The sequence below is a fragment of the Methylobacterium sp. J-070 genome (assembly GCF_022829385.1).
Taxonomy (GTDB): Bacteria; Pseudomonadota; Alphaproteobacteria; order Rhizobiales; family Beijerinckiaceae; genus Methylobacterium.
Genome location: NZ_JAKSXX010000060.1, coordinates 16,728 through 39,067 on the forward strand (window position 1 = coordinate 16,728; position 22,340 = coordinate 39,067).

Sequence of the window (22,340 nt, forward strand, 5' to 3'; positions counted from 1 at the left end):
CCCCGTCCCCGTCCCGGCTAGGCGCGGCGCGGTCACGCCGCTGACCGGCTCGCCGCCGGCTTCGCGGTCCCATCCCGTGCGGGGCGGCCGATGCCGGCGCGCTCCGGGATGCCGGCCGCTCCTCCCCGCCCCACTGCCCCAAGGTCCCGCCCATGCTCTCGTCCCGCCGATCCCTGCTGGCCGCCGCCCTCGCCCTGACCTGTCTCGGCAGCCTGGTCGGGCCGGAGGCCCGCGCCGAGGATCCCAAGGAGGTCCGGCTCGACTGGGCGACCTACAACCCCGTGGGCCTGCTCCTGAAGGAGAAGGGCTTCCTGGAGGAGGCGCTGGCCCCGCGCGGCATCAAGGTCCGCTGGGTTCAGTCGCTCGGCTCCAACAAGGCGCTGGAGTATCTGAATGCCGAAGCCATCGATTTCGGTTCGGCGGCGGGTGCGGCCGCGCTGGTCGCGCGGATCAATGGCAATCCGATCACGGCCGTCTACGCCTTCTCGCGTCCGGAATGGACGGCGCTGGTCACCCGCAAGGACAGCGGCATCACCAAGCCGGCCGACCTCAAGGGCAAGCGCGTCGCGGTCACCCGGGGCACCGATCCGCACATTTTCCTGATCCGCGCGCTGCAGGGCGCCGGCCTGACCGAGCGCGATGCCAAGCTGGTCCTGCTGCAGCATCCGGACGGGCGCACGGCCCTCGACCGCGGCGACGTCGATGCCTGAGCGGGACTCGACCCGATGATGGCGGCCGCCGAGATCGAGAACGGCGATGTCCTGTTCCACCGCGACGCCGCGGCGAACACCTGGGGCCTCCTCGCCGTGCGGGAAGCCTTCGCCAAGGCGCACCCGGATCTCGTCCGCGCGGTGATCGCCGCCTATGAGCGGGCGCGGGCCTACGCGCTCGCCAACCCGCAGGCGCTCTCGGCCGCGCTCGTCGCCGCCACCAAGTTGCCCGAGCCGGTGATCGCCCGCCAGATCGAGCGCACCGACCTGTCGCAGCCGGCGATCGGGGCCGCCCAGGCCGCATCCATCAAGGCCGCCGGCCTCGCCCTCCAGCAGGCCGGCGTCGTCCCGGCCGGTACCGACGTGGCGGCGGCGGTCGACGGCCTGCTCGATCCGGGCTTCAACCCCGCCGCCGGGCGGTGATGCGCGGCCCACCGCTGCTGCGGCGCGGAGCCCGTGCCGGCCTCGGCCTGCTCCTGCCGCTCGTCCTGGCGGTCGGCTGGGAGATCGCCGTCGCGACGGGTGCGGCGTCGGGGCGCCTCCTCCCGCCGCCCAGCCGGATCGGCGCGACCCTGTGGGATCTGGCGGCGTCGGGCGATCTGCGGATGCACGTCGAGGCGACGCTGATCCGGGTCGGGCTCGGCTTCCTGTGCGGGGCGGCGGCCGGAATCCTGGCCGGCGCCCTGGTGGCGACGATCCCGGCGCTGCGCTGGCTGATCGACCCTAGCCTTCAGGCGCTGCGCGCGGTCCCGTCTCTGGCCTGGGTACCGCTCTTCATCCTGTGGTTCGGCATCCTGGAGACGCCGAAGGTCCTGTTGATCGCCGTGGGCGTCTTCTTCCCGGTCTATGTCGCGGTCTCCGGGGCGATCGCCTCCGTCGATCGGAAGCTCGTCGAGGTCGGGCGGATCTTCCGGCTGTCGCGTCTCGCCCTCGCCCGCCGCATCCTGCTGCCGGCGGTCCTGCCCGCGACCCTCGTGGGCCTGCGCACCGGCCTCGGCCTCGGCTTCCTGTTCGTCGTGGCGGCGGAGCTGATGGGCGCCTCGGAGGGCCTGGGCTATCTGCTGGTCGACGGCCAGCAGTTCAGCAAACCCGATCAGATCATGGCGGCGATCATCGCCTTCGCGCTGGCGGGCAAGCTGGCCGACATGGCCCTGATCGCGCTGACGCTGCCCTTGACCCGATGGCAGGATACCGCACGAGAGAGCCTGTGAGCGTCGGACAAGGCCGCGCCAAGAGGGCGGAGCCGCGGCCGGCCTCGCGCTCCGGAACCCACGCCACCCTCGGACAAGGGACGCCCGTGCTCCTCGTCGACGACCTCTCGAAGACCTATGCCGACGGCACCCGGGCGCTGGACGGGATCGGCCTGTCGGTGCAGCAGGGGGAGATCGTCGCGCTGATCGGGGGCTCGGGCTGCGGGAAGACGACGCTCCTCCGCCTGATCGCGGGACTCGACCAGGCAAGCCGCGGGGTCGTGCAGGTCGACGGCGCGGCGATCCGCGAGCCCCATCCGAGAGTCGGCGTCGTGTTCCAGGAGCCGCGGCTCCTCCCCTGGCTCGACGTGGCCGGCAATGTCGGCTTCGGGCTCGCGGGTCTCACCCGCGCGGAGCGCCGGGCGCGGGTGGCCCACGCCCTGGAGCGGATCGGGCTGTCCGAGCACGGGGGCCGCTGGCCGCGCGAGCTCTCCGGCGGCCAGCAGCAGCGCGTCGCCATCGCCCGCGCCTTCGTGGCACAGCCGCGGGTGCTGCTCCTGGACGAGCCCTTCTCGGCCCTCGACGCCTTCACCCGGAAGGGGCTTCACGAGCAGCTTCTCGATCTCTGGGCCGAGTCGAAGCCGACGATCGTGATCGTCACGCACGATGTCGGGGAGGCCGTGACGCTCGCCGACCGGGTGGTGGTGATGCGCCCGCGCCCGGGGCGCCTGGACGAGACCGTGGCGATCGGGCTCTCCCGCCCGCGCGATCCGGTGGCGGCCACCTACGAGGAGGCGGTGCGCCGGGTGCTGGCCGCCCTCGACCGCTCCCTGCGGCCCGCCGCGGCAAGCCGCCCCCCCGCCCCCGAGACCCGCGCCGCCTGGTGGTGACCGCTCGGCATCGCCGGGCATCCGCCGACCCGCTTCAGGACCGGGCGGCCGTCAGTTCCAGATCCTCGGGCTCCGCGCGGCGGAACCGGGCGAAGCGCAGGGCCAGCACCGGCAGGATCAGCAGGGTCAGGACCGTCGAGGTGACGAGGCCGCCCAGGATGACCAGCGCCATGGGGCCCTCGATCTCGCGGCCGGGCTCGCCGGCGCCGAGCGCCAGCGGCAGAAGGCCGAGGCCGGTGACCAGGGAGGTCATGAGGATCGGCACCATCCGGTCGGCCGCGCCGGCCGCCGCGGTGGCGGCGCTCCACGGGCGGCCGTCGCGGGTCACCAACTGCTCGTAATGGGCGATCATCATCACGCTGTTGCGCAGCGAGATGCCGGCGAGCGTCACGAAGCCGACGATCGACCCCAGCGACAGCACGCCCCCGGTGAGCGCCGCCGCCGCCACCCCGCCGACGAAGGCGAACGGAAGGTTGACCAGGACCAGCAGCAGGTTCGCGGCGGATCCGGTGACGATCGCGAGCAGCACCACGATGCCGAAGCCCGCGAGCCCGGCATGGATCAGCAGGTCGCGCCGCGCCGCGGCCTCGGCCTCGGCGGCCCCCGAGAAGGTCACGTAGACGCCCTCGGGCAGCCGCACCTCGCGGGCGATCTTGCGCTTGGCCGCCGCCACGAAGCCCGCCACGTCGCCCCCGGCGACGTTGGCGGTCACGGCCTGGACCCGCTGGGCGCCGAGGTGCTGCACCTGATAGCGGCCGGCGCTCTCGTAGACGTCGGCGACCTGCGACAGGCGCAGGTAGCGGCCGCCCGGCGTCCGCAGGGGCAGGTCGCCCACGGCGCTGAGGCGGCCGCGCACCTGCGCGTCGAGGATCACCAGCACGTTGAACACGGCGTTGCCGCGGTAGGTCTGGCCGACGACGTCGCCCTGATAGGCGGTGCGCAGAGCCTCCAGAACCTCGACCGGGTCGAGCCCCCAGTGCCGCAGGTCGACCGGGCGCAGCGCCACCGTGACCTGCGGCAGCCCGGCCGGCGAGGCCTGCTGCACGTCCCGGGCGCCCTTCACCTCCGCGAGTTCCCGGGCGACCGAGCGGGCGGCCGCCTCGATCCGGTCGAGGTCGCTGCCGACCACGTTGACCACGACCGGCGCGGTGAAGCCCGATACCGTCTCCTCGATCCGCTCGGTCAGGAAGGTCTTGAGCGAGAAGGCCGCACCGGGAAATCCGGCGATCAGCTCCCGGATCGCCGCCTCGACGCTCCGCTGCGCGGCGCCGTCGAGGCCGGGCTGCAGGTCGATGTGAATCTCGCTGTAGTGGGGGCCGGCCGTGTCCTCCGCGGCCTCGGCGCGCCCGATCTGCGCGGCCACCGCACGAACCCCCGGGATGCCCCTCAGATCCCCGGTGATCAGCACGCCGAGCCGCTGCGATTCCTGCAGCGAGGTGCCGGGCACCGCCACCATGTGGAGGATCATGTGGCCCTCCTTGAGGTCGGGCAGGAACACCGCCCCGAGGGTCGGCAGGACGGCCGCCCCGGCGAGCGTCATCAGCAGGCTCGCGAGCATCGCCAGGCGGGGCACCCGGCCGATCCGCGCGAGCAGCCCGAGATAGGCCGCGCGGCTCCAGCGCACGACGGGGGGCTCGCGCAGCCGCGCGCCGTCGTCCCGCCCTCCCCGGCCGCCGAGCAGCAGCAGCGCCAGGGCCGGCGTGACGGTGAGCGCCACGAGCAGGGAGGCCACGACCGCCGCGATGTAGGCGAGCGCCAGGGGTCCGAACAGGCGCCCGGCCACGCCCGTCAGCGCCAGCACCGGCAGGAACATCAGGAGCACGGCCAGCGTGGCGTAGGCGACGGAGGTGCGCACCTCCAGCATCGCGGCGAGGACCACGCGGGCCGCGCTGCGGCCATCGCCCCGCGAGGCCCGCAGGCGGCGCGAGACGTTCTCGACGCCGATCACCGCGTCGTCGACCACCTCGCCGATCGCGAGGGCCAGGCCGCCGAGGGTCATCGTGTTGAGGCTCTCGCCCCAGGCCTGGAGCGCGAGCGCAGCGGCGATCAGCGAGAGGGGGATCGCCGCCGCGCTGATCAGCGCCGCCCGCCAATCCGCCAGGAACACCAGGAGCACGATCACCACCAGCACCCCGCCGAAGGCCAGGGCCTGCATGACGTTGCCGGTGGCGACGTCCACGAAGTTGGCAGGCCGGAACAGGTCGGCCCGCAGGGCCACGTGTTCCCGGTCGAGGATCGGCCGCAATTCGTCGAGGGCGGCCTCCAGGCGGGCGGTGACCGCGCGCGTGTCGACCCCGACCTGGGCGCCGATCATCAGCAGCACGCCCGGCTTGCCGTCCACGAGGGCCGCGCTGATCGCAGGCTCGGGGGCGGCCGTGACGGTCGCCACGTCGGACAGCACCACGCTCGCCCCGCCGTCGTTGTGGAGCACCGCACGGCCGAGCGCCTCGGGGGTGAGCGACTGGCCCTCGCTGCGCAGCAGGACCCGCTGGTTCGGCGTGTCGACGAAGCCGGCGCCGCGCACGCCCGTGGCCTTCCGGGCGGCCGCCAGGACGTCGTTGAGGCCGATCTGGAAGCGGATCAGGTCGTCGGGGCGGACCTGGACCTGCAGCGCCCGCACCGCCCCGCCATAGAGGGAGACCTGGGCGATGCCCGGCACGGCCTGCAGGCGGCGGCGGACGGTCCACTCGGCCACGTGGCGCAGGTCCATTGCGTCGCGGGTCTCGGAGGTGAGCCCGACGAGGAGCACCGTCAGGGTCGATGAGGTGAGCGGGGTCATGGCCGGCGCCGCCACCCCGTCCGGCATGCGCCCGGACAGGGCCGCGAGCCGCTCGTTGACCCGCTGGCGGATGCGGTCGACGTCGCTGCCGGACCGGAAGGCGGCGGCGATCACCGACAGGCCCTGGATGGAGGTCGAGCGCAGGGTCTCCAGCCCCGGCAGGCCGCCCACCGCCACCTCGACCGGCTGGGTGACCAGCACCTCGACCTGCTCGGAGTCGAGGCCCGGCGCCTCGGTCTGAATCGTCACGATCGGGGGCGCGAATTCCGGAAAGACGTCGTAGCGGGCGCCCACCAGCGCGTAGAGGCCGAAGACCAGCACCGCGCCGGCGAGCGCCAGGACCACCCGCGGCAGCCGGACGGCGAAACCGACGAGGAGCGCCTGGGGACCGCCACCGCCCGCGCCGGCGGGCTCAATCATCGTCGTCGCCCACCACGCGGATCCGGCTCTTCATCTCCTCGGACAGGAGCGCCTGGCCGCCCCGCAGCACGATCTGACCGCCGTCCGGCAGGTCCTCGGCCACGAAGGCGTCGGCCGACATCGGCGCGTCCGGCCGGATCGGATGCCGCACGAAGGCGCCGTCGTCCGTCCCGCGATACACCCAGGTCCCGCCCTCGGCGTGCACGACGGCATCCTCCGGCACGAGGACGCCCCGGACCGACCGCGCGGCCGGCAGGAACGCCATCGTGCTCGTGCCGGGGAGGAGGCCGCTCTCGCCGGAGACGAGGTAGAAGAAGCTCTGGCCCTGGATACGCGGGTCGGTCCGGGTCGCGCGCGAGACCAGCCGCAGGGCGACCCGCTCGCTCTGCGGCGGCACCTCGGCGAAGGCGGCCTCGGGCGGCTCGGTGAGGTTCTCGCCGGGTGGCAGCGTCACCTGGACGAGGAAATCCGCCCGCTCGATCAGCCGCGTGACCAGGGGCGAACGATCGATGATCGCCTTGCCGAGGACCGAACCCCATTCCTGGCGCGCCGTGGCGGCCAGGGTGCGCACCTGCGACTCGGCCGTCGTCACGGCGGCCCTGTCCGTCAGCAGGGTGCCCTCGGCGGTCTCGATCTGCGCGACCGCCACCACGCCGGCGCCGAGGCTGCGCGCGCGGCGGGCGGCGCTGCCCGAGACCTCGACCCGCGCCTGGGCGGTCTGGAGCGCCGCGACGGCGCCCGCGTAGCTGTTGGCCAGTTCGGTGATGCGGGCGAGGTCGAGGACCGTGCCGTAGGCGGTCAGCTCCTGCCGATACGCCACGGCCGGCCGGGCCTCGGCGACGAGGCCGATCCGCTTCCGCTCGGGCTCGGACAGTCGGACGAGGGTGCGCCCATCCTCGACGGCCGTGCGCGGCGCGGGCAGGCGCGCGGCGGCGGCGGGGCTGCCGCGCAGGGCGGGAATCAACGGTTCGAGAGACCCGCGCAGATCGGTGAGCATGGGCGCGGCGCGGGCGCGCAGGCGCTCGCCGGGCTCGGTGAAGGCGACGGCGGCGGACGCGACCAGCAGGCCTCCGAGGAGCAGGAGCGCGCGCCGCCGACCCACGTTCCGTCCCCCCGTGTGATTGCCGGATCTACCCGGATTTGATGCCGAATACACCCGAACGGGTCTGGCTCAAACCGCCTCGTGCCGCGCGTCGTGCGCCGACTGGGCCCTGTTGCGGATCTGCCGATGCCGGACCGACGCCTCCGGGCAGAGGATCTGTGTCGTTCCGATGGCTCGGGATCCGCGAGGTCATCCAGAAACACGCAAGCCCGCCTCGCGGGGGCGAGGCGGGCTTGCGCACGATGGTGTGCGGCTGGCTGTGGATCAGCAGCCGTCGTTCCCGACCGGCGCGGTCTGCCGGTCGGCGGCGGCCTTGTTCATCGCACCGACGGTCCCAGGGGAAGCCGGCTGCTGGCCACCCGCAAGGTTCGCGGCGGCCGGATCGGTCCCGTTCGACTTGCCGTCCGTGTTCGTCTGCGCCTGCCGGTCGGCCGTCTGCGTGGCGCCCGCATTGTTCATGGCCCCGACGGTCCCGGGGGAGGCCGGCTGCTGCCCGCCGGCGAGGTTCTTGCTGGACTTGTCGGCGTCGGAGCTGCTGGGATTGGATGCCTGCTGATCCGGCGTCTTGGCTTTCGTCGTGCCGGTGCTGCACGGCGCGGCGAGGACGGGACCGGCAGTAAGGGTCAACAGCGCGAGAGCACTGGCCAGATGAGTGACCTTCATAGAAGACGTTCCTCCAAATTTTCGCATGCGTTAAAGTGCTGAATCGACCTGGATGTTCCGGGGCAAAACAGGAACTCTGACACGGTCGACCCGCGTCCCGGTCTCCAGGGGCTCGCAGAAGGCCGCCGTTTCGGACGCGCAGCGGAGAGCGCGAGCGGCGGGCCGGAGAGGCTGCAGGGGGGTGCGGTGTCCTTGACGCCTTGCCGGTTCGAATTGGATCACGCGCCTGACGGTCTGGGCACTCCCCTCCTCCTTGCGGGGAGGGGTCAGGGGGTGGGGGTGGTCCTGGACGTGGCTCGGCGGTGCCGTCTGCCCCACCTCCACCTCCTCCCCGCAAGGAGGAGGGGAGCGTGTCGCGCATCGTGATCCGCGTCCGATAGAAGCCGCGCTCGCCGCGGGTTTCGGGGGATCCGAAGCCAGGACGACTGTGTCCCTCGACCGGCATCGGCCTTGCAGTCATGGAAGCCGGTGCGCGATATCTGGTAGGAGGCCGTCGGGCGAGCGCGGGACGGCGCGCGGCGGCGAGGGAGCGGGTCCGTTGAGCAGCGTCGATCTCAATTCCGATCTCGGCGAGGGCTACGGCGCCTATGCCTGCGGCGACGATGCGGCGATTCTCGCCGTCGTGACCTCCGCCAACGTGGCCTGCGGCCTGCACGCGGGCGATCCCGAGATCATGGCGCGGACCTTCGCGCTCGCGAAGGCGGGCGGCGTGGCGGTGGGCGCCCATCCGGGTTTCCCGGACCTCTGGGGTTTCGGCCGCCGCCGGATGCCGTTCAGCCCGCCGGAGATCGAGCGGCTGGTGGCCTATCAGATCGGCGCCGCCATGGCGCTCGCCGCCTATTCCGGCCACCGCATCACCTACGTGAAGGCGCACGGCGCGCTGGCCAACATCGCCGCCGAGGAGCGGCCGGTGGCCGACGCCATCGCGCGGGCGGTCCGCGCGGTCGACCGCGATCTCGCCCTCCTGGCCATCGCGCTCACCGCGCAGGTGCAGGCGGGCGAGGCCTGCGGCCTGGAGGTGCACCAGGAGATCTTCGCCGACCGCGGCTACACCGAGGCAGGGCTCCTGATCCCCCGCAACGAACCCGGCGCGCTGATCACCGAGGCCGGCGAGGCCGCAGATCGGGTCCTGCGCATGGTCGAGACCGGCGCGATCCTCACGGCGGGCGGCAAGGCCCTGCCGACGCCGATCCGCTCCATCTGCGTGCACGGGGATTCGGCCCACGCGGTGGCGACCGCCCGCGCCGTGCGGACGCGGCTGGAGGGTGCGGGAGTCACGCTGGCGCCGTTCCGGCCGTGAGCGCCGTGCCGGACGAACCCCGGATCCTCGATGCGGGCGAGGCCGCCCTGGTGGTCGAGTTCGGCAGCACGGTCGATCCCGCGATCAGCGACCGGGTTCTGGCCCTCGACGACGCCCTCGGGGCTGACCCGCCCGACGGCCTGCGGGAACGGGTGCCGACCTACCGCTCCCTGATGCTGCACTACGATCCGCTGGTTCTCGACCGCGACGCGCTCGCCGCCCGGGTGCGGTCCCTCGCGGCGGCCGCGGATGCCCGGGCTGCAACTGCGATCCTGTGGACCCTGCCCTGCTGTTACGACGCCCCGCACGGGGAGGACATCGCCCAGGTCGCCGAGCGCACCGGCCTGTCGCCGGACGCGGTGGTGTCGACCCATGCGGAAGCGACCTACCGGGTCTACATGTACGGGTTCGCGCCGGGCTTCGCCTATCTCGGCGGCCTGCCGAAGGCCCTGGCGGTGCCCCGCCGGGCGAGCCCCCGGCCGCCCCATCCCCGCAACGCCGTGGTGATCGGCGGCGGACTCGCCGCGGTCGCGACCGTGCCGATGCCGACCGGCTGGTACGTGATCGGGGCAACGCCGGCCCGCCTCTACGCGCCGGAGCGCGAGCCGAGCTTCTTCGTCGGCGCCGGCGACCTGATCCGCTTCGAACCCGTGGATGCGGCGACCTTCGACGCGCTGACCGCGCGCGAGGCGGCCGGCGAACCCGTCGCCCGGCGGGGGGAGGCTCCATGACCGCCGTCCTCGCGATCGGGGCCGCCGGCCCCGGCGTCACCCTGCAGGACGGCGGGCGGCACGGCTACCTGCGCTTCGGCATCACGGCCGCGGGTCCGATGGATCCGCTGATGCACGCCACCGCCAACCGGGCGGCCGGCAACCCCCTCGACGCCACCGCTATCGAGATCTCCACCGGCGGCATCACGGTCGGCTCCGAGGGCGGAGCGCTGGGGATCGCCCTCGTCGCGCCGGGCTTCCGCGTGGCGCTGGACGGCGCGGCGCTGCCGGGAGCCGTGGCGCTGACCCTTGAGCCCGGACAGAGCTTGGCCGTTCGGGCCGGCGATGCGGGCAGCTGGGGCTATCTCGCGGTGCTGGGGCGGCTGGACGTTGCGCCGATCCTGGGGTCGACCGCCACCCATACCCGCTCGGCCCTCGGCGGCCTGGACGGACGCGGGCTCGCCGCCGGGGACCGCCTGCCGGTGGCCGAGGGCCGCCCGGGGGAGGACGCGCCGCACAGCCTCGCCGCTCCGTGGCTGCAGCGGGATGGCCGCGAGATCCGCGTCGTCTTGGGTCCGCAGGACGATTACTTCGCCCCCGACCAGATCGCGGCTTTCCTCGCCGGGCCCTGGACCGTGTCGCCCCGGGGCGACCGCATGGCCTGCTTCCTGGACGGGACGCCGCTGACACACGCCAAGGGCCACGACATCGTCTCCGACGGCGTCGCGATGGGGGCGATCCAGGTGCCGGGAAACGGGTTGCCGATCGTGCTGATGGCCGACCGGCAATCGACCGGCGGCTATCCGAAGATCGCCACCGTGATCGGCCCCGATCTCGGCCGCCTCGCCCAGGTGCGCGGCGGGGCGGAGGTGCGGTTCCGCAGCGTCACGGTGGCCGAGGCGGTCGCCGCCCGCCGGGCCGAGCGCGCCGCCCTCGGCGAGCCGGTCGCCCGCGAACCGGTGGTGCGGACCGCCTTCGCGTCGGATTTCCTGCTCGGTCTCAACCTCGTCGGCGGGGTGATCGACGGTCATGCCTGAGCGTCGAAACGCCCGCGCCGGGGACGGAGCGCGGCGCCGCCCGAACCCGTCATACGCCGCTCAGGCCTGACTCGTCAGGCCGTTCCTTCATCGAGAACAGAAAGGTCCCAACGCATGGCTCACGCCGTCACCGCCTCGGGCGCGCCGCCCGCGCGCAGCAACGAGCCCCTGAACGCCGACAGCGTCCGCCGCGCGCGCGTCGACCTCGCGGCCTGCCTGCGCTGGGCCGCCCGCAACGGTCTGGAGGAGGGCATCTGCAACCACTTCTCGGCCGTGCTGCCCGAGCGGCCCGACCTGTTCCTGGTCAACCCCTACGGCCTCGCCTTCGCGGAGGTCACGGCGTCGAGCCTGCTGCTCTGCGACTTCCACGGCAACGTCGTCGAAGGGGACGGGCAGCCGGAGGCCACCGCGTTCCATATCCACGCCGAGTTGCACCGGCTGAAGCCCCGCGCCCGTGCCGCCTTCCACACGCACATGCCCTACGCGACGGCGCTGGCCATGCTGGAGGGCGAGCCGCTGCTCTGGGCCGGCCAGACCGCCCTGCGCTTCTACGGGCGCATCGCCGTCGACGAGGATTACAACGGGCTGGCGCTCGACTCCCGCGAGGGCGAGCGGATCGCGATGAGCGCCGGGCAAGCCGACGTGGTGTTCCTGAAGAACCACGGCGTGATGGTGCTGGGCGAGAGCATCGCGGAGGCCTGGGACGACCTCTATTACCTGGAGCGGGCCGCGCAGGCGCAGGTGCTCGCCATGAGCACCGGACGCACCCTCAAGGCGGTACCCGAGGCCATCGTGAGGCGCGTGGCGGCTCAGGAGGCCGCCGGGCGCGCCGAGAGCGCGCGGCTGCACCTGGAGAGCGTCAAGCGCGTGCTCGCCCGGGACGAACCGGCCTTCCTCGCCTGATCCCGCCTCAGGGCGCGGCCCGGATCCGCTCCAGCACGGCGGTGTCGGCGTAGCCGTCCGCGGGCAGGCCGATGGAACCCTGGAAGGCGCGCAGCGCCGACCGGGTCCGTGGACCGATCTTCCCGTCGACGCCGCCGGGGGCGAAGCCGCGCTCGGCCAGGCGGGTCTGGATGTCGCGGCGCTCGTCCGCGGTGAGCGGCCGGTCGCCCCGCGGCCAGTCGCGCGCGAAGCCCGGGTCGCCGCTCAGGCGGTCCGACAGGTGCGCCACCGTCAGCGCGTAGGCCAGCGCCGTGTTGTAGCGCAGGATCACCGCGAAATTCGGTCGGAGCAGGAACGCGGGACCGCGGATCCCCGCCGGCAGGATCAGCGTCGCCTCCGCAGTGTCGTCCGGGGCCGCGCGGTCGCGGGCGGGCTTCACGCCGAGCGCCCGCCACGCCGCGAAACTCCGGGCGGTGGTCTCGTCGGCGAGCGCGGCGTCGAAACCCTCGGGCAGGCTCGCCTCGGTGCCCCAGGCCTCGCCGGGCCTCCAGCCGTGGGCCCGCAGGTAGTTCGCCGTGGAGGCGAGCGCGTCCGGGACCGAGGTCCAGATGTCGCGCCGTCCGTCGCCGTCGAAATCGACGGCGTACTGCCGATAGACCGTCGGCATGAACTGGGTGTGGCCCATGGCCCCCGCCCAGGACCCGGTGAGTCCGCCAGGCATCCGGTCCAGCGGCGCCTCGTTCCGCGCCAGGATCCCGAGGGCGGCCGTGAGTTCGTCGCGCCAGTAGCCGGCCCGGGCGGGATCGCCGCAGCTGAGCGTCGCGAGGGAGCGCACGACGGGCTTCACCACCGCCGGATTGTCGAGCACCGCACCGTAGCTCGATTCCACCCCCCAGAACGCCACGAGGACGTGGCGATCGACCCCGTACGCGGCCTCGATCGCCGCCAGCGTGTCGGCGTGCGCGGCGAGCGCGCGCTGGCCGGCCTCGATGCGGGCCGGGGTCACGCTCGCCTCGATGTAATCCCAGATCGGCCGGACGAACTCGCCCTGGCTTCCGGTCGCGGCGAGCACCTCCGGATCGGGCATGAGCCCGGCGAGCTGGGCGTCCGCGACGCGCGCCGGCACCTCGTGGGCGACGCCCCAGGCGGCCAGATCGGCGCGGCAGGTCTCGAAGGGCGGCGGGGTGGCCGGGGTCTCCGCCGACGCCGCGACGGCGAGCGCGGGCACGCCGATGCAGCCGACGGCGGCGAGGCGGATCGCCAGGGACCGGCGCGCGCCGCGCCGCCTCGCGTGCCTCATCGGCGCTGCGCGAACGTCCATGGGCATCTCCGGTGCGGCCGATCCTGCGGCGCGCATCATACCCGGGCCGCCGGGGCGCCCGCCAGGGACCGAGCGGGCGCGCGGGCCCGGCGGCCGCCGCCGACCGGGCGACAGCCCTCGCGCGGGCGTGAACAGGGTCCCGCGACGTCGCCCCCGCGACGGGGCGGCCCCGGCGCCCTATCTGGCTGCGTGACATCAGCGGGGAGACCGATCCGGTGAACCGAGCAGCCCACTTGGCGATCGGGGCGGCCCTGCTCGCAGCCGGACCCGCCCGCGCCCTCGAGGTGACCCGCAGCCGCGACCTCCCGGCGCCGCCCGCGGCCGTGTGGGCGCTGATCGGCGACTTCTGCGCGATCCAGCTCTGGCATTCCCAGGTGGAGCGGTGCATCCTCTCGACCGACGACGATGACGACGGCATCCGCGCGCAGATCCGCGGCCTGATCGTCAAGGGCGGCCTCGGAACGATCGTCGAGGTCGAGACGGCCCGCGACGAGACCGGCATGAGCTACAGCTACAGCTTCGTCCAGGGTCCCCTGCCGGTGCGCGCCTACAACGCGACCCTGGCGGTCCGGCCGAACGGGACCGGATCTACGGTGATCTGGAGCGCCACCTTCGACGCCGAGGGCGCGAGCGACGCGGACGCGACGGCCGACATCGCGGGCGTGTTCGAAACGGGGCTTGCCGGGATCGCCCGGGAAGCGGCCAGATAGCGGGCGGCCGAATCGTGCCCCCGCGCCCGAAAGCGCCGATCCGGCCGGTCGGCCCCTCGCTGCGGCCGGGCACCGGACCGTCGTGTGCCGCACCGGCGCGTCCGAGCGCCCTGCCCGATTCCCGGAGACACACTCAGGAGGCCGAGACACCATGCGCCGTCACCGTCACGCCAAGATCGTCGCCACCGTGGGACCCGCCAGCGCGGCGCCCGAGCGGCTGCGCGCCCTGTTCCTCGCCGGGGTCGACACGTTCCGGCTGAATTTCAGCCACGGGGTGCAGGACGACCACGCACGGGTCCATGCCGCGATCCGGGACCTTGAGAGGGAGGTCGGCCGCCCGATCGGGATCCTTCAGGACCTGCAGGGCCCGAAGATCCGGATCGGCACGCTGCGGGGCGGTCGCCTCGACCTCAGGGCGGGCGAGATGGTGCGCTTCGTCCTTGAAGGCACCGAGGGCGACAAGCAGACGATCCCGCTGCAGCACCCCGAGATCTTCGACGCGGTGGTGCCGGGTCAGGAGCTGCTCATCGACGACGGGCGCGTGCGGGTGCGGGTCACCGGGCCGGAGCGCACCGCCATCACCGCCGAGGTCGTCACCGGCGGCCCGATCTCCAACCGCAAGGGCGTGAACCTCCCTGGCACGCTGCTCGACCTGTCGCCGCTGACCGACAAGGACCGCGCCGACCTCGCCTTCGGGCTGGAACTCGGCGTCGACTGGGTTGCCCTGTCGTTCGTGCAGAAGCCGTCGGACCTCATCGAGGCCAGGGGGATCATCGGCGAGCGCGCCGGCATCATGTCGAAGATCGAGAAGCCGCAGGCGCTGGACCGGATCGACGACATCATCCGCCTCTCCGACGCCGTCATGGTGGCCCGGGGCGACCTCGGCGTCGAGATCCCGCACGAGGACGTTCCGGGCCGTCAGAAGGAGCTGATCCGGGCCTGCCGGCTCGCCGTGAAGCCGGTGGTGGTGGCGACCCAGATGCTCGACTCGATGGTCAACGCCCCTGCGCCGACCCGGGCCGAGGCCTCGGACGTCGCCACCGCGATCTACGACGGTGCCGACGCCGTGATGCTCTCGGCGGAATCGGCGACCGGGCTCTACCCGGTCGAGGCCGTGACGATGATGGACCGGATCATCCGGAGCGTCGAAGGGCACAAGCTCTACCACTCGATCGTGGCGGCCTCGGAGCCGGGCGAGGAGGAGACGCCGCCCCACGCGGTCGCCACGGCCACGGCCGACCTCGCCGAGGCGGTGCACGCGGCCGCGATCGTCGCCTACACGGCGAGCGGGACGACCGCCGCCCGGGTCGCCCGCAAGCGCCCGGCCGCCTCGATCCTGGCGCTGACCCCGAACGTCGCGACCTCGCGGCGGCTGAGCCTGCTCTGGGGGGCGCACAGCGTCCTGACGGAGGACGTCGACAGCTACGAGGAGATGACCACGAAGGCCCGCCACCACGCGCGGGAGGAAGGCTTCGCCAAGCCCAACGACATCATCGTGGTGACCGCCGGCATCCCGTTCCACACCGCCGGCAACACCAACAACATCCGCCTGATGCAGGTCTGAGGCGGGCATCGCCGACGCGGCGGGTGGAACGCGGCTCGCGCCTCGCCCGTTGAATCCGAAGCTGCGCCGTGGTGGCGCGAGACCGGAGGGCCGACCCATGAACCTGATCGGACGCATTGTCACCAAGCTTCTCGGCAACGAGAACCGCCCCGTCGACCGCGACGACCGCAACGCCAGCACGGCGACCCCGATCGGCCGCCTCGTCACGAAGATCCTGGGCAAGTAGACGCTTCGACCGCCGCGCCCTCCGCAGGGCGCGGCGCGGGCCATCCGGGCTCAGTTGTCGATCGCGCTCACGGCCTCCTTCAGTACCGGGGCCGCCGGCACCGTGTGCTGCCAGAACGTGCCGGTCCGGCCCTTCTCCAGACCGGCCTCGTAAAGTTCGCGCATGTAGGCCGTGTCGAAGCCCTTGGCGGCCGACGCCTTCGGGCCGTTCTCGTCGATATAGGTGAGGTTGAAGCCGATCCCGTTGTTGCGGGCCAGCGCGTAGGTCGCCGTCAGCGTGGCCCGCGAGCGCGCCCGGCTCGCCGTGGTGAAGGAGCGCTCGACGATGGAGAGCGTGTTGTTCTTGGCGAGCTCGAATTCGGGCTCCAGGCGGCCGTTGATCACCACGAAGATGTCGGCCTTGCCCCCGGTCCGGATCCGCCCGTCGCGCAGGAGCAGCGACTGCGGAAGGGTGAAGACCGGCGTCACCACCGACCCGTCCACATGCATCTCCTGGAAGCGGGCGTCGCCCGCGGAGACGTCGATGAACTGCGGCGGGAACACCGCCGGGATGCTGGCGGAGGCGGCCAGCACGTCGCGGAACAGCTCCCGGGCGTTGGGAACGCCGCTCGCCGCGATGGCGCCCATGTTCCAGATCACCGCGCGCTGGGCATCGAGGTTCGTGGTGACCACGAGGAGCCGCCGGCCCTTGGCGTGCTCCTCGGCCACCGCCCGCAGCAGGTCGGCCGTGACGTAGCGGTCGATCAGGTCACGCAGGCGCCCGTCGCCGAACAGGCCGGAGCCGAACAGCACGTTCGCGAGGTTCGGCGAGGCGACCAGCTCGCCGGCGACGCCGCTGGTGTAGAACTCGGTCAGGTAGGGATCGTAGGCCGGGCCCAGGAACGCGAAGGGCGCGATCAGCGCGCCGGTGGACACGCCCGAGACGAGGGTGAATTCGGGGCGCCTGCCCGAGGCCGTCCAGCCGTTCAGCACCCCCGCCCCGTAGGCGCCGTCGCCGCCGCCGCCGGAGAGCGCCAGATAGGTGAAGCCGCGGGTGCGGCGCTGCGGGTTGGCGGCGAGTTCCGCGATCGTCTCCACCGAGGCGTCGGCGTAGACGCGCGCGCCGGGGATTCCGGGCACGCTGGCGAAGGCGGCCTGCTGGGCCGTGTAGGGCACGCGCGGGACGCTCCCGCAGGCCGCGACCTGCGCCGCCATCCCGAGCGCGCCCAGCGCGCGCAGGCCCATCTGACGGAAACCCATCACCCTCACCCCGATCCGTGGTTCACGCCACTCTGCCACACGGAACGAGCTTGGCCGTAGCGGCGGTTCCGCCGTCGCCGGCTCGGCGGCGCGATATGGCCGTGCTGTTGCGCGGGGGGCACGATCCCGCGGGATCGCGGCGCGAGCGTGGCCGTCGCCGATCAGGCCGCCGCGTTCGGGGCGCCCTTTGCCGGTGGACAGGGGGGCCGCCGGGCCGCAAGCCGGCCTTGCAACGCTCGGGAACGCCGCGCTAGGGTCCGGCCGTGGCTTGGGAACAGGGTGTCGCACGCGGTGCGGCAGCCGGCGCGCGGGTGCACGGTCTGCTTGGCGGCTCGATCGCCCGAGTGACGGGTCTGCCAGCCCCGATGCGGACCGAAGGCCGTGGCGGGTTTCGGGCCGCAGGGGCGGAGGGGGATTATGGAAGCGGGCCTGAGCTGGACGGACGATCGCGTGGCTCTGCTGCGCCGGTTGTGGGAGGACGGGCAGAGCGCGAGCAAGATCGCGGCGCAGCTCGGCGGCGTCACGCGCAACGCGGTGATCGGGAAGGTCCACCGTCTGGGTCTGGCCGGACGGGCCCGGGGTGGCGAGGATGGCCAGGCCGACGCGCCGGCCTCGAAGGTGGTGGAGATCGAGACCGCCATCGCGGTGGTCGAGACCCAGGCGCCGGAGCCGGTGGCAATCCTCGCGCATCGCCCGGCGCCGGAATTCCCCGCCCCCGCACCGTCGCCGGAGCCGGTGGCCCTGCAGGTCTCCCAGCGCGTCACCATCATGGACCTGCGGGAATCCATGTGCCGCTGGCCGCTCGGCGATCCGACCACGCCGGAGTTCCGGTTCTGCGGCGCCCGCTCGATCACCGGCCTGCCCTACTGCACCCACCACGCCGAGATCGCCTACCAGCCCGCCACGGAGCGGAAGCGGGATCGCCGCGTCGCCTCGTTCCGCTGAGGCAGCCGCCGGGATCCCGGCCTAGGGCGGGAGGATCCCGGTCTCCCGCAGAACCTGCGCGGTGGCCGGGTTCAGCCACGCCGCCGGCACGATCCCGACGAGGTGTCTCGGGTGGGTCGTGCCCAGATCGGCCCGCACCAGTGCTCTGACGAGCCGTTCGGGCGTCGGGCCCTCGAAGCCGGGGCGCGCGAGCACGAAGCTCCAGGAGCCGACGGTCGCGATCTGCGCGCCCTGTCCGGGGAAGCTGCCGGCCGGCACGGTGAGCCGCTTCATCACGGCGCCGGGCTGGGCCAGTTGCGCGATGCCCGCCTCGGACGGACCGAAGAAGCGGGCGCCCCCCGGTCCCCGGGCCATGGCCGCGAAGCCGGGCCAGTCGAGCCCACCGCCCCAGAGCGCATCCGCCCGCCCGTCCCGGACCATCGACGGCCCGTCCCCGGCCCGATCGAGCAGGATCGGGCGGATGTCCCGCTCGGGATCGAGACCGGAGGCGCGGAGGGCGTTGCGGCCCATCACGGTCAATCCGGACTTGTGGGTGCCCAGCACCACGGCGCGCCCGCGGAGGTCCGCCACCGTCCGGATCGGGCTTTCCGCTGGGACCGCGAACAGGCCGGGGGTCGCATACATCGGCGCCAGCACGGTGAGGCCGCCACCCTCCGAAAGCGCCGGGTAGGCGTACTCGCCCTGAACGAGAGCGAGGTCGACGCGGCCGTCGCGCAGGAGCCCGATATTCTCCGCGGAGCCCCCCGTGGCCCGGGTTTCGATCGTCAGCATCGGGTCCGAGGCCCGCATCGCGGCCACGAAGGTCTCTCCGAAGGCCGGGAAGCCGCCTCCGGGGGTCGCGGTCGCCAGCACGATTCGCGCCGTCTCCGCCGCTCGGACCGGGCCCGCGCCGACGAGAGCGACGGCGGACAGGAGCGCGACCCGGCGCGTCGGCCCGCGCCGGCCGACAACCCGCGTCCGAGAACAATCTTCCATCGAACCCAGCCAAGTCAGCAAGGCCGTCCCCTCCACGCCCGAAACCGTCGCGAAAAGCGGAAAGAACTTTTGGCGAGGGCACTTAGCCCGATTGCCCCGGTTGCGGCAACGCGATATCGCAGCCTCCCGTCGGGCGGCACGACACGCAGACCGACGGGCCCCATATCTGTCCGACGCTTACCCGTTCAGGAGCTCCGCAATGGCCGATTCCCTCAGCGCGCCGGCGAAGGTCGGTCATGGCCGTGTCTACGGCTCGATCACCGAGACGATCGGCAACACCCCGCTGGTGCGTCTCAACCGCCTGCCGAAGGAGCACGGCGTGGATGCCGAGATCCTGCTGAAGCTCGAGTTCTTCAACCCGATCGCCAGCGTCAAGGACCGCATCGGCGTCAACATGATCGACGCCCTGGAGGCGTCCGGCAAGCTTCAGCCCGGCGGAACGCTGGTTGAGCCGACCTCCGGCAATACCGGGATCGCCCTGGCCTTCACGGCCGCGGCCCGCGGCTACCGTCTGATCCTGGTGATGCCCGAGACCATGTCGCTGGAGCGGCGCAAGATGCTGGCCTTCCTGGGGGCGGAGCTGGCGCTCACCCCCGGCGCGCAGGGCATGAAGGGCGCCATCGCCAAGGCCGAGGAACTCCTGAAGGAGATCCCCGGCTCGGTGATGCCGCAGCAATTCTCGAACCCGGCCAATCCCGACATCCACCGGAGGACCACCGCGGAGGAGATCTGGAGCGACACCGGCGGTGCGCTCGACGCCTTCGTGGCGGGCGTGGGCACCGGCGGCACCGTGACGGGCGTCGGCGAGGTGCTGAAGCCCCGCCTGCCCAACCTGAAGGTCTTCGCCGTGGAGCCGCAGGACTCGCCGGTGATCTCCGGCGGGCAGCCCGGACCCCACAAGATCCAGGGCATCGGCGCCGGCTTCATTCCCGAGAACCTGCACACGGGCATCCTCGACGGCGTGCTGAAGGTCTCCAACGAGACCGCGTTCGAGACCGCCCGGGCCCTGGCTCGGCTGGACGGCATCCCCGGCGGCATCTCGACCGGCGGCAACGTGGCCGCGGCGCTGGAACTGGCCAAGCGGCCGGAGTTCAAGGGCAAACGGATCGTCACGGTCGCCTGCTCGTTCGCCGAGCGCTACATCTCGTCGGCGCTCTTCGACGGGATCGGCTGATAAGCCGCCCGGAGCGCCCGGCGCTCGATCACCGCCTGTGCCGCGCCGGACGAAGCCGGCGCGGCACAGGCGGCCTCTCCCCCACCGCTCCTTCAGCTCACGATCGACCGTCCAAGACAGAGTATCGAATATTTAGCCTCTGATATTAATATTTGATGGGTCGGACATCGGGTGCACACACTCTATGCGGCCCGTTCTGCTGTTCTTAGTGAGTTATTTCCCGATCTTCGCGCGGAACAAGTCTTCGTCCATCGGCGCTGGATCTTCCTGCATCCTTCCGGTAATCGCCAGCCGCCTGTCCGGACGGAGACTCACCCATGCGTGGCCTTGTCGTTCTCCTGTGCTGCCTCTGGTCACAGGCTGCGCCGGCGCAGGGATTCGCGGTCCATGACCTGACGGGAATGGCCGAGGCGGCCAGGGCCGCGTTCGGCGGCGACTCCAAAGCCCAGGCGGAGCCGCTGCGTCTGATCGTGACCTGCGCGGCGTGCGCGGGCGCGCCCTCGGTCGATCTCCAGCTCGGGCGCCTGACCGACGGCACCGAGGAGCGGGTCCGGTCCGGAAAAACCTCCTTCGCCGCGCTCGAAGGCATCTGCGTCAAGCGCAATCCGGATTGCCGGCTGACCAGCCTGTCCGTGGGCCGGGCGGTCGGCTGGATCAGCGTCTACGCGATCGGCCGAAGCGGGGGTGCGACGGCCGTCATCCTGCGGGACGGAGACCTGCTGTCCATCGAGGCCCGGGCGGCCGATCGCGGAACCGCCGAGGACGCGGTGCAGCGTCTAGCGCAAGCCGTGGTGCCGCGGATCGTCGGGCGCTGAAGCCCGACCGGGCTACTGCGCGCAACCGTCCTCCGCCGCCTCCGTTGTCCCGCGCAGACGCAGAGAGGCGCATGATGACGAAGCAGGCAGAGCAATCGCCGCCGCGCAGCGGCGAGACACCTCCCGACCGCAGGGGTCAGGGCCCGGCGACGGGCCCTGGGCAGTCCGGCGCGTCCGCCGGGACGGAGGCGGCGCCGACGAACGGCGATGCGTCGCCAGGCCTTGGCAGTCCGGAGCTGAGCGAGGCGATCGATCGCGCCACCGCGGCGGTCGGCCAGGACGACGGGAAGCGCTGATGGGCAGGCTCACGAGCGACTCCGGAACCGTCACCCGCAAGCCCGACGACGCCGTCGGCACGCGCGGCGACCCTCCCGCGGGCGGCGGCCATCAGACCGCCGATCAGGCCGCCATCACCGGGATGGGGTCGGGCGAAGCGGCACGCCCCGAGCCGAAGGGCGGCTGGGGCCGAACCGGCGAGCCTGGACGCTCACCGCCGGCCGTGGGCGGCTCGTCCGGCGGTCATTCCGACCAGAAGGCGTCCCGGGGCCCGGCCGCCGGCGAGACGGTGGCGGCCGGTCGATCCCGGGCGGAGCGGGAGGATCGGGAATGACCGAGCGCGAGGACACCGACTCCAAGACGGGGAAGCCGAAGAACGTCGCGCCGGACGCGGTGAAGGATCCGAACGAGAAGACCGACGGCAAGCCCGGGGCGGGCCCATCGGGTGGCGCGAGCCAGAACGACGAGACCGATCCCGGCGGCAGCTGATCGATCGGATTGGCGGCGGCGCCGTGGTCTGCCGTTCACACCCCGTCGCAACGCCGCGGCGGGGTGGCGGCGGCTCGACCGGCCGCTGTCGCGTGCGCCGACTCTGCGCTCAGGTGAGCCGGAAGGGGATCGGATCGGCGGTCAGCCGCACGTCGTCCGGGCGGCAGCCGGACTCGTCGCAGGCGTAGCGGATCGCGTCCCGGCGGGTGCGGAAGATGCCCCCGGCCCGTCCGCCGGCCTCCAGGGCGACCCAGTGGCCCTCGCCGTCCTGGCCGACGAGATAGGAGAGCGGCGGCGCGGCGGCGGGCGGCCGGGCCGGTTGGAGCGGATTTGACGCGACGGGCATGGGGATCACAGGGTTCACACGGGCCTCTCAGGACCGCGATGCCGAGCTAAGCCGCCCGGCATAAGGGTTCGAGCGACGCCAAGGCAGCAGGGCATAAGGGAGCCATCAGCAACCGGGCCTGAGCGCCCGGTTGTCGATCGTTCACCTCTCCCGGATCAGGCGGCGTTGTCCTTGGACCGCTCGACGCGCTTGCGGTCGTTGGGATCCAGCACGGTCTTGCGCAGCCGGATCGACTTCGGCGTCACCTCGACCAGCTCGTCGTCCTGGATCCAGGCGAGCGAGCGCTCCAGCGTCATGCGGATCGGCGGCGTCAGGCGCACCGCTTCGTCCTTCGACGTGGTGCGGATGTTGGTGAGCTTCTTGCCCTTGAGCACGTTCACCTCGAGATCGTTCTCGCGGTTGTGCTCGCCGATGATCATGCCCTGATAGACCTTCCAGCCGGGCTCGATCATCATCGGGCCGCGATCCTCGAGGTTCCACATGGCGTAGGCCACCGCCTCGCCCTTGTCGTTCGAGATCAGCACGCCGTTGCGGCGGCCGGCGATCTCGCCCTTGAAGGGCTCGTAGGCCTTGAACAG

At 72.9% G+C, this 22,340-nt stretch carries 22 protein-coding genes and 2 pseudogenes; 16 read left to right on the forward strand and 8 right to left on the reverse strand.

Annotated features, from left to right (window positions below; genetic code table 11):
- The first annotated feature begins 152 nt into the window (after positions 1–152).
- The 3 genes and pseudogenes from MKL01_RS03675 (at position 153) to MKL01_RS03685 (ending at position 2,790) form a co-directional block, all read left to right on the forward strand.
- A pseudogene (locus MKL01_RS03675) lies at positions 153–1,133 on the forward strand (aliphatic sulfonate ABC transporter substrate-binding protein).
- A complete protein-coding gene (locus MKL01_RS03680; protein ID WP_243903880.1) occupies positions 1,133–1,921 on the forward strand; it encodes an ABC transporter permease in 789 nt (262 codons plus the stop codon). Before MKL01_RS03675 ends, MKL01_RS03680 begins: the two are co-directional and overlap by 1 nt.
- Before the next feature lie 86 nt (positions 1,922–2,007).
- Entirely contained in the window at positions 2,008–2,790 is a 783-nt protein-coding gene (locus MKL01_RS03685) for an ABC transporter ATP-binding protein (RefSeq protein WP_243903901.1), read from the forward strand.
- Positions 2,791–2,824: 34 nt separating this feature from the next.
- Here the strand turns inward: MKL01_RS03685 and MKL01_RS03690 are convergent, their stop codons facing one another.
- From MKL01_RS03690 to MKL01_RS03700, 3 genes are all read right to left on the reverse strand, one after another.
- Positions 2,825–5,989 carry an efflux RND transporter permease subunit gene (locus MKL01_RS03690; RefSeq protein ID WP_243903881.1) on the reverse strand — a complete coding sequence of 1,055 codons (3,165 nt, stop codon included), beginning with the start codon at positions 5,987–5,989 and terminating at the stop codon, positions 2,825–2,827.
- Positions 5,982–7,091: an efflux RND transporter periplasmic adaptor subunit gene (locus MKL01_RS03695; protein WP_243903882.1), complete on the reverse strand. Its 1,110-nt coding sequence runs from the start codon at positions 7,089–7,091 to the stop codon at positions 5,982–5,984. Before MKL01_RS03695 ends, MKL01_RS03690 begins: the two co-directional genes overlap by 8 nt.
- 264 nt (positions 7,092–7,355) lie before the next feature.
- On the reverse strand, positions 7,356–7,754 hold the full coding sequence (locus MKL01_RS03700; protein ID WP_243903883.1) for an exopolysaccharide production protein YjbE: 399 nt from the start codon (positions 7,752–7,754) through the stop codon (positions 7,356–7,358).
- A 538-nt stretch (positions 7,755–8,292) separates the two neighbouring features.
- Here MKL01_RS03700 and MKL01_RS03705 point away from each other — a divergent pair.
- From MKL01_RS03705 to MKL01_RS03720, 4 genes are all read left to right on the forward strand, one after another.
- Positions 8,293–9,054 (forward strand): LamB/YcsF family protein, encoded by a 762-nt coding sequence (locus MKL01_RS03705; protein WP_243903884.1) that lies wholly within the window; start codon positions 8,293–8,295, stop codon positions 9,052–9,054.
- Positions 9,051–9,785, forward strand: a complete 735-nt coding sequence (locus tag MKL01_RS03710) for a 5-oxoprolinase subunit B family protein (RefSeq protein WP_243903885.1) — start codon at positions 9,051–9,053, stop codon at positions 9,783–9,785. The genes MKL01_RS03705 and MKL01_RS03710 overlap by 4 nt, the downstream gene beginning before the upstream one ends.
- The gene (locus tag MKL01_RS03715) at positions 9,782–10,801 is read left to right on the forward strand and encodes a biotin-dependent carboxyltransferase family protein (protein ID WP_243903886.1); all 1,020 of its coding nucleotides are present in this window, start codon (positions 9,782–9,784) and stop codon (positions 10,799–10,801) included. The genes MKL01_RS03710 and MKL01_RS03715 overlap by 4 nt, the downstream gene beginning before the upstream one ends.
- Before the next feature lie 114 nt (positions 10,802–10,915).
- Positions 10,916–11,704, forward strand: coding sequence for an aldolase (locus MKL01_RS03720; protein WP_243903887.1), 789 nt, complete (start codon positions 10,916–10,918; stop codon positions 11,702–11,704).
- Positions 11,705–11,711: 7 nt separating this feature from the next.
- Here MKL01_RS03720 and MKL01_RS03725 read toward each other — a convergent pair whose 3' ends face one another.
- Complete coding sequence (locus MKL01_RS03725; protein ID WP_243903888.1) at positions 11,712–13,004, reverse strand: lytic murein transglycosylase; 1,293 nt, start codon at positions 13,002–13,004, stop codon at positions 11,712–11,714.
- 215 nt (positions 13,005–13,219) lie between these two features.
- Here MKL01_RS03725 and MKL01_RS03730 point away from each other — a divergent pair, with 215 nt between their 5' ends.
- The 3 genes from MKL01_RS03730 to MKL01_RS03740 all read left to right on the forward strand — a co-directional run bounded on the left by MKL01_RS03730 (position 13,220) and on the right by MKL01_RS03740 (position 15,504).
- A complete protein-coding gene (locus tag MKL01_RS03730; RefSeq protein ID WP_243903889.1) occupies positions 13,220–13,714 on the forward strand; it encodes an SRPBCC family protein in 495 nt (164 codons plus the stop codon).
- A 151-nt stretch (positions 13,715–13,865) separates the two neighbouring features.
- Positions 13,866–15,278 (forward strand): pyruvate kinase, encoded by a 1,413-nt coding sequence (gene pyk / locus MKL01_RS03735; protein WP_243903890.1) that lies wholly within the window; start codon positions 13,866–13,868, stop codon positions 15,276–15,278.
- Between the two features lie 97 nt (positions 15,279–15,375).
- A complete protein-coding gene (locus MKL01_RS03740) occupies positions 15,376–15,504 on the forward strand; it encodes a TFIIS helical bundle-like domain containing protein (protein WP_243903891.1) in 129 nt (42 codons plus the stop codon).
- 50 nt (positions 15,505–15,554) lie between these two features.
- Here the strand turns inward: MKL01_RS03740 and MKL01_RS03745 are convergent, their stop codons facing one another.
- Positions 15,555–16,742: a patatin-like phospholipase family protein gene (locus MKL01_RS03745; RefSeq protein ID WP_243903892.1), complete on the reverse strand. Its 1,188-nt coding sequence runs from the start codon at positions 16,740–16,742 to the stop codon at positions 15,555–15,557.
- Positions 16,743–17,159: 417 nt separating this feature from the next.
- Here MKL01_RS03745 and MKL01_RS03750 point away from each other — a divergent pair, with 417 nt between their 5' ends.
- Entirely contained in the window at positions 17,160–17,687 is a 528-nt protein-coding gene (locus MKL01_RS03750; protein WP_243903893.1) for a GcrA family cell cycle regulator, read from the forward strand.
- A 21-nt stretch (positions 17,688–17,708) separates the two neighbouring features.
- Here MKL01_RS03750 and MKL01_RS03755 read toward each other — a convergent pair whose 3' ends face one another.
- A complete protein-coding gene (locus MKL01_RS03755) occupies positions 17,709–18,662 on the reverse strand; it encodes a TAXI family TRAP transporter solute-binding subunit (protein WP_243903894.1) in 954 nt (317 codons plus the stop codon).
- Between the two features lie 199 nt (positions 18,663–18,861).
- Here MKL01_RS03755 and cysK point away from each other — a divergent pair, with 199 nt between their 5' ends.
- The 5 genes from cysK (at position 18,862) to MKL01_RS03780 (ending at position 21,416) form a co-directional block, all read left to right on the forward strand.
- Positions 18,862–19,836: a cysteine synthase A gene (gene cysK / locus MKL01_RS03760; RefSeq protein WP_243903895.1), complete on the forward strand. Its 975-nt coding sequence runs from the start codon at positions 18,862–18,864 to the stop codon at positions 19,834–19,836.
- A 317-nt stretch (positions 19,837–20,153) separates the two neighbouring features.
- Entirely contained in the window at positions 20,154–20,651 is a 498-nt protein-coding gene (locus MKL01_RS03765; RefSeq protein ID WP_243903896.1) for a hypothetical protein, read from the forward strand.
- A gap of 71 nt (positions 20,652–20,722) precedes the next feature.
- Positions 20,723–20,947: a hypothetical protein gene (locus MKL01_RS03770; protein ID WP_243903897.1), complete on the forward strand. Its 225-nt coding sequence runs from the start codon at positions 20,723–20,725 to the stop codon at positions 20,945–20,947.
- Positions 20,947–21,261, forward strand: a complete 315-nt coding sequence (locus MKL01_RS03775) for a hypothetical protein (protein ID WP_243903898.1) — start codon at positions 20,947–20,949, stop codon at positions 21,259–21,261. Before MKL01_RS03770 ends, MKL01_RS03775 begins: the two co-directional genes overlap by 1 nt.
- Positions 21,258–21,416: a hypothetical protein gene (locus tag MKL01_RS03780; RefSeq protein ID WP_243903899.1), complete on the forward strand. Its 159-nt coding sequence runs from the start codon at positions 21,258–21,260 to the stop codon at positions 21,414–21,416. Before MKL01_RS03775 ends, MKL01_RS03780 begins: the two co-directional genes overlap by 4 nt.
- Positions 21,417–21,525: 109 nt before the next feature.
- Here the strand turns inward: MKL01_RS03780 and MKL01_RS03785 are convergent, their stop codons facing one another.
- Together MKL01_RS03785 and MKL01_RS03790 are read right to left on the reverse strand one after the other, a co-directional pair.
- Positions 21,526–21,762 (reverse strand): RAG2 PHD domain containing protein, encoded by a 237-nt coding sequence (locus MKL01_RS03785; protein ID WP_243903900.1) that lies wholly within the window; start codon positions 21,760–21,762, stop codon positions 21,526–21,528.
- Between the two features lie 155 nt (positions 21,763–21,917).
- Positions 21,918–22,340, reverse strand: a pseudogene (locus MKL01_RS03790) (translational GTPase TypA); the annotation flags it as partial.

Coding starts and splice junctions, on each gene's coding strand:
- MKL01_RS03680 (WP_243903880.1), top strand. CDS start 1,133: ATGCGCGGCCCACCGCTGCTGCGGCGCGGAGCCCGTGCCGGCCTCGGC.
- MKL01_RS03690 (WP_243903881.1), bottom strand. CDS start 5,989: ATGATTGAGCCCGCCGGCGCGGGCGGTGGCGGTCCCCAGGCGCTCCTC.
- MKL01_RS03700 (WP_243903883.1), bottom strand. CDS start 7,754: ATGAAGGTCACTCATCTGGCCAGTGCTCTCGCGCTGTTGACCCTTACT.
- MKL01_RS03715 (WP_243903886.1), top strand. CDS start 9,782: ATGACCGCCGTCCTCGCGATCGGGGCCGCCGGCCCCGGCGTCACCCTG.
- MKL01_RS03720 (WP_243903887.1), top strand. CDS start 10,916: ATGGCTCACGCCGTCACCGCCTCGGGCGCGCCGCCCGCGCGCAGCAAC.
- MKL01_RS03725 (WP_243903888.1), bottom strand. CDS start 13,004: ATGGACGTTCGCGCAGCGCCGATGAGGCACGCGAGGCGGCGCGGCGCG.
- pyk (WP_243903890.1), top strand. CDS start 13,866: ATGCGCCGTCACCGTCACGCCAAGATCGTCGCCACCGTGGGACCCGCC.
- MKL01_RS03740 (WP_243903891.1), top strand. CDS start 15,376: ATGAACCTGATCGGACGCATTGTCACCAAGCTTCTCGGCAACGAGAAC.
- MKL01_RS03745 (WP_243903892.1), bottom strand. CDS start 16,742: ATGGGTTTCCGTCAGATGGGCCTGCGCGCGCTGGGCGCGCTCGGGATG.
- MKL01_RS03750 (WP_243903893.1), top strand. CDS start 17,160: ATGGAAGCGGGCCTGAGCTGGACGGACGATCGCGTGGCTCTGCTGCGC.
- MKL01_RS03755 (WP_243903894.1), bottom strand. CDS start 18,662: ATGGAAGATTGTTCTCGGACGCGGGTTGTCGGCCGGCGCGGGCCGACG.
- cysK (WP_243903895.1), top strand. CDS start 18,862: ATGGCCGATTCCCTCAGCGCGCCGGCGAAGGTCGGTCATGGCCGTGTC.
- MKL01_RS03765 (WP_243903896.1), top strand. CDS start 20,154: ATGCGTGGCCTTGTCGTTCTCCTGTGCTGCCTCTGGTCACAGGCTGCG.
- MKL01_RS03770 (WP_243903897.1), top strand. CDS start 20,723: ATGATGACGAAGCAGGCAGAGCAATCGCCGCCGCGCAGCGGCGAGACA.
- MKL01_RS03775 (WP_243903898.1), top strand. CDS start 20,947: ATGGGCAGGCTCACGAGCGACTCCGGAACCGTCACCCGCAAGCCCGAC.
- MKL01_RS03780 (WP_243903899.1), top strand. CDS start 21,258: ATGACCGAGCGCGAGGACACCGACTCCAAGACGGGGAAGCCGAAGAAC.
- MKL01_RS03785 (WP_243903900.1), bottom strand. CDS start 21,762: ATGCCCGTCGCGTCAAATCCGCTCCAACCGGCCCGGCCGCCCGCCGCC.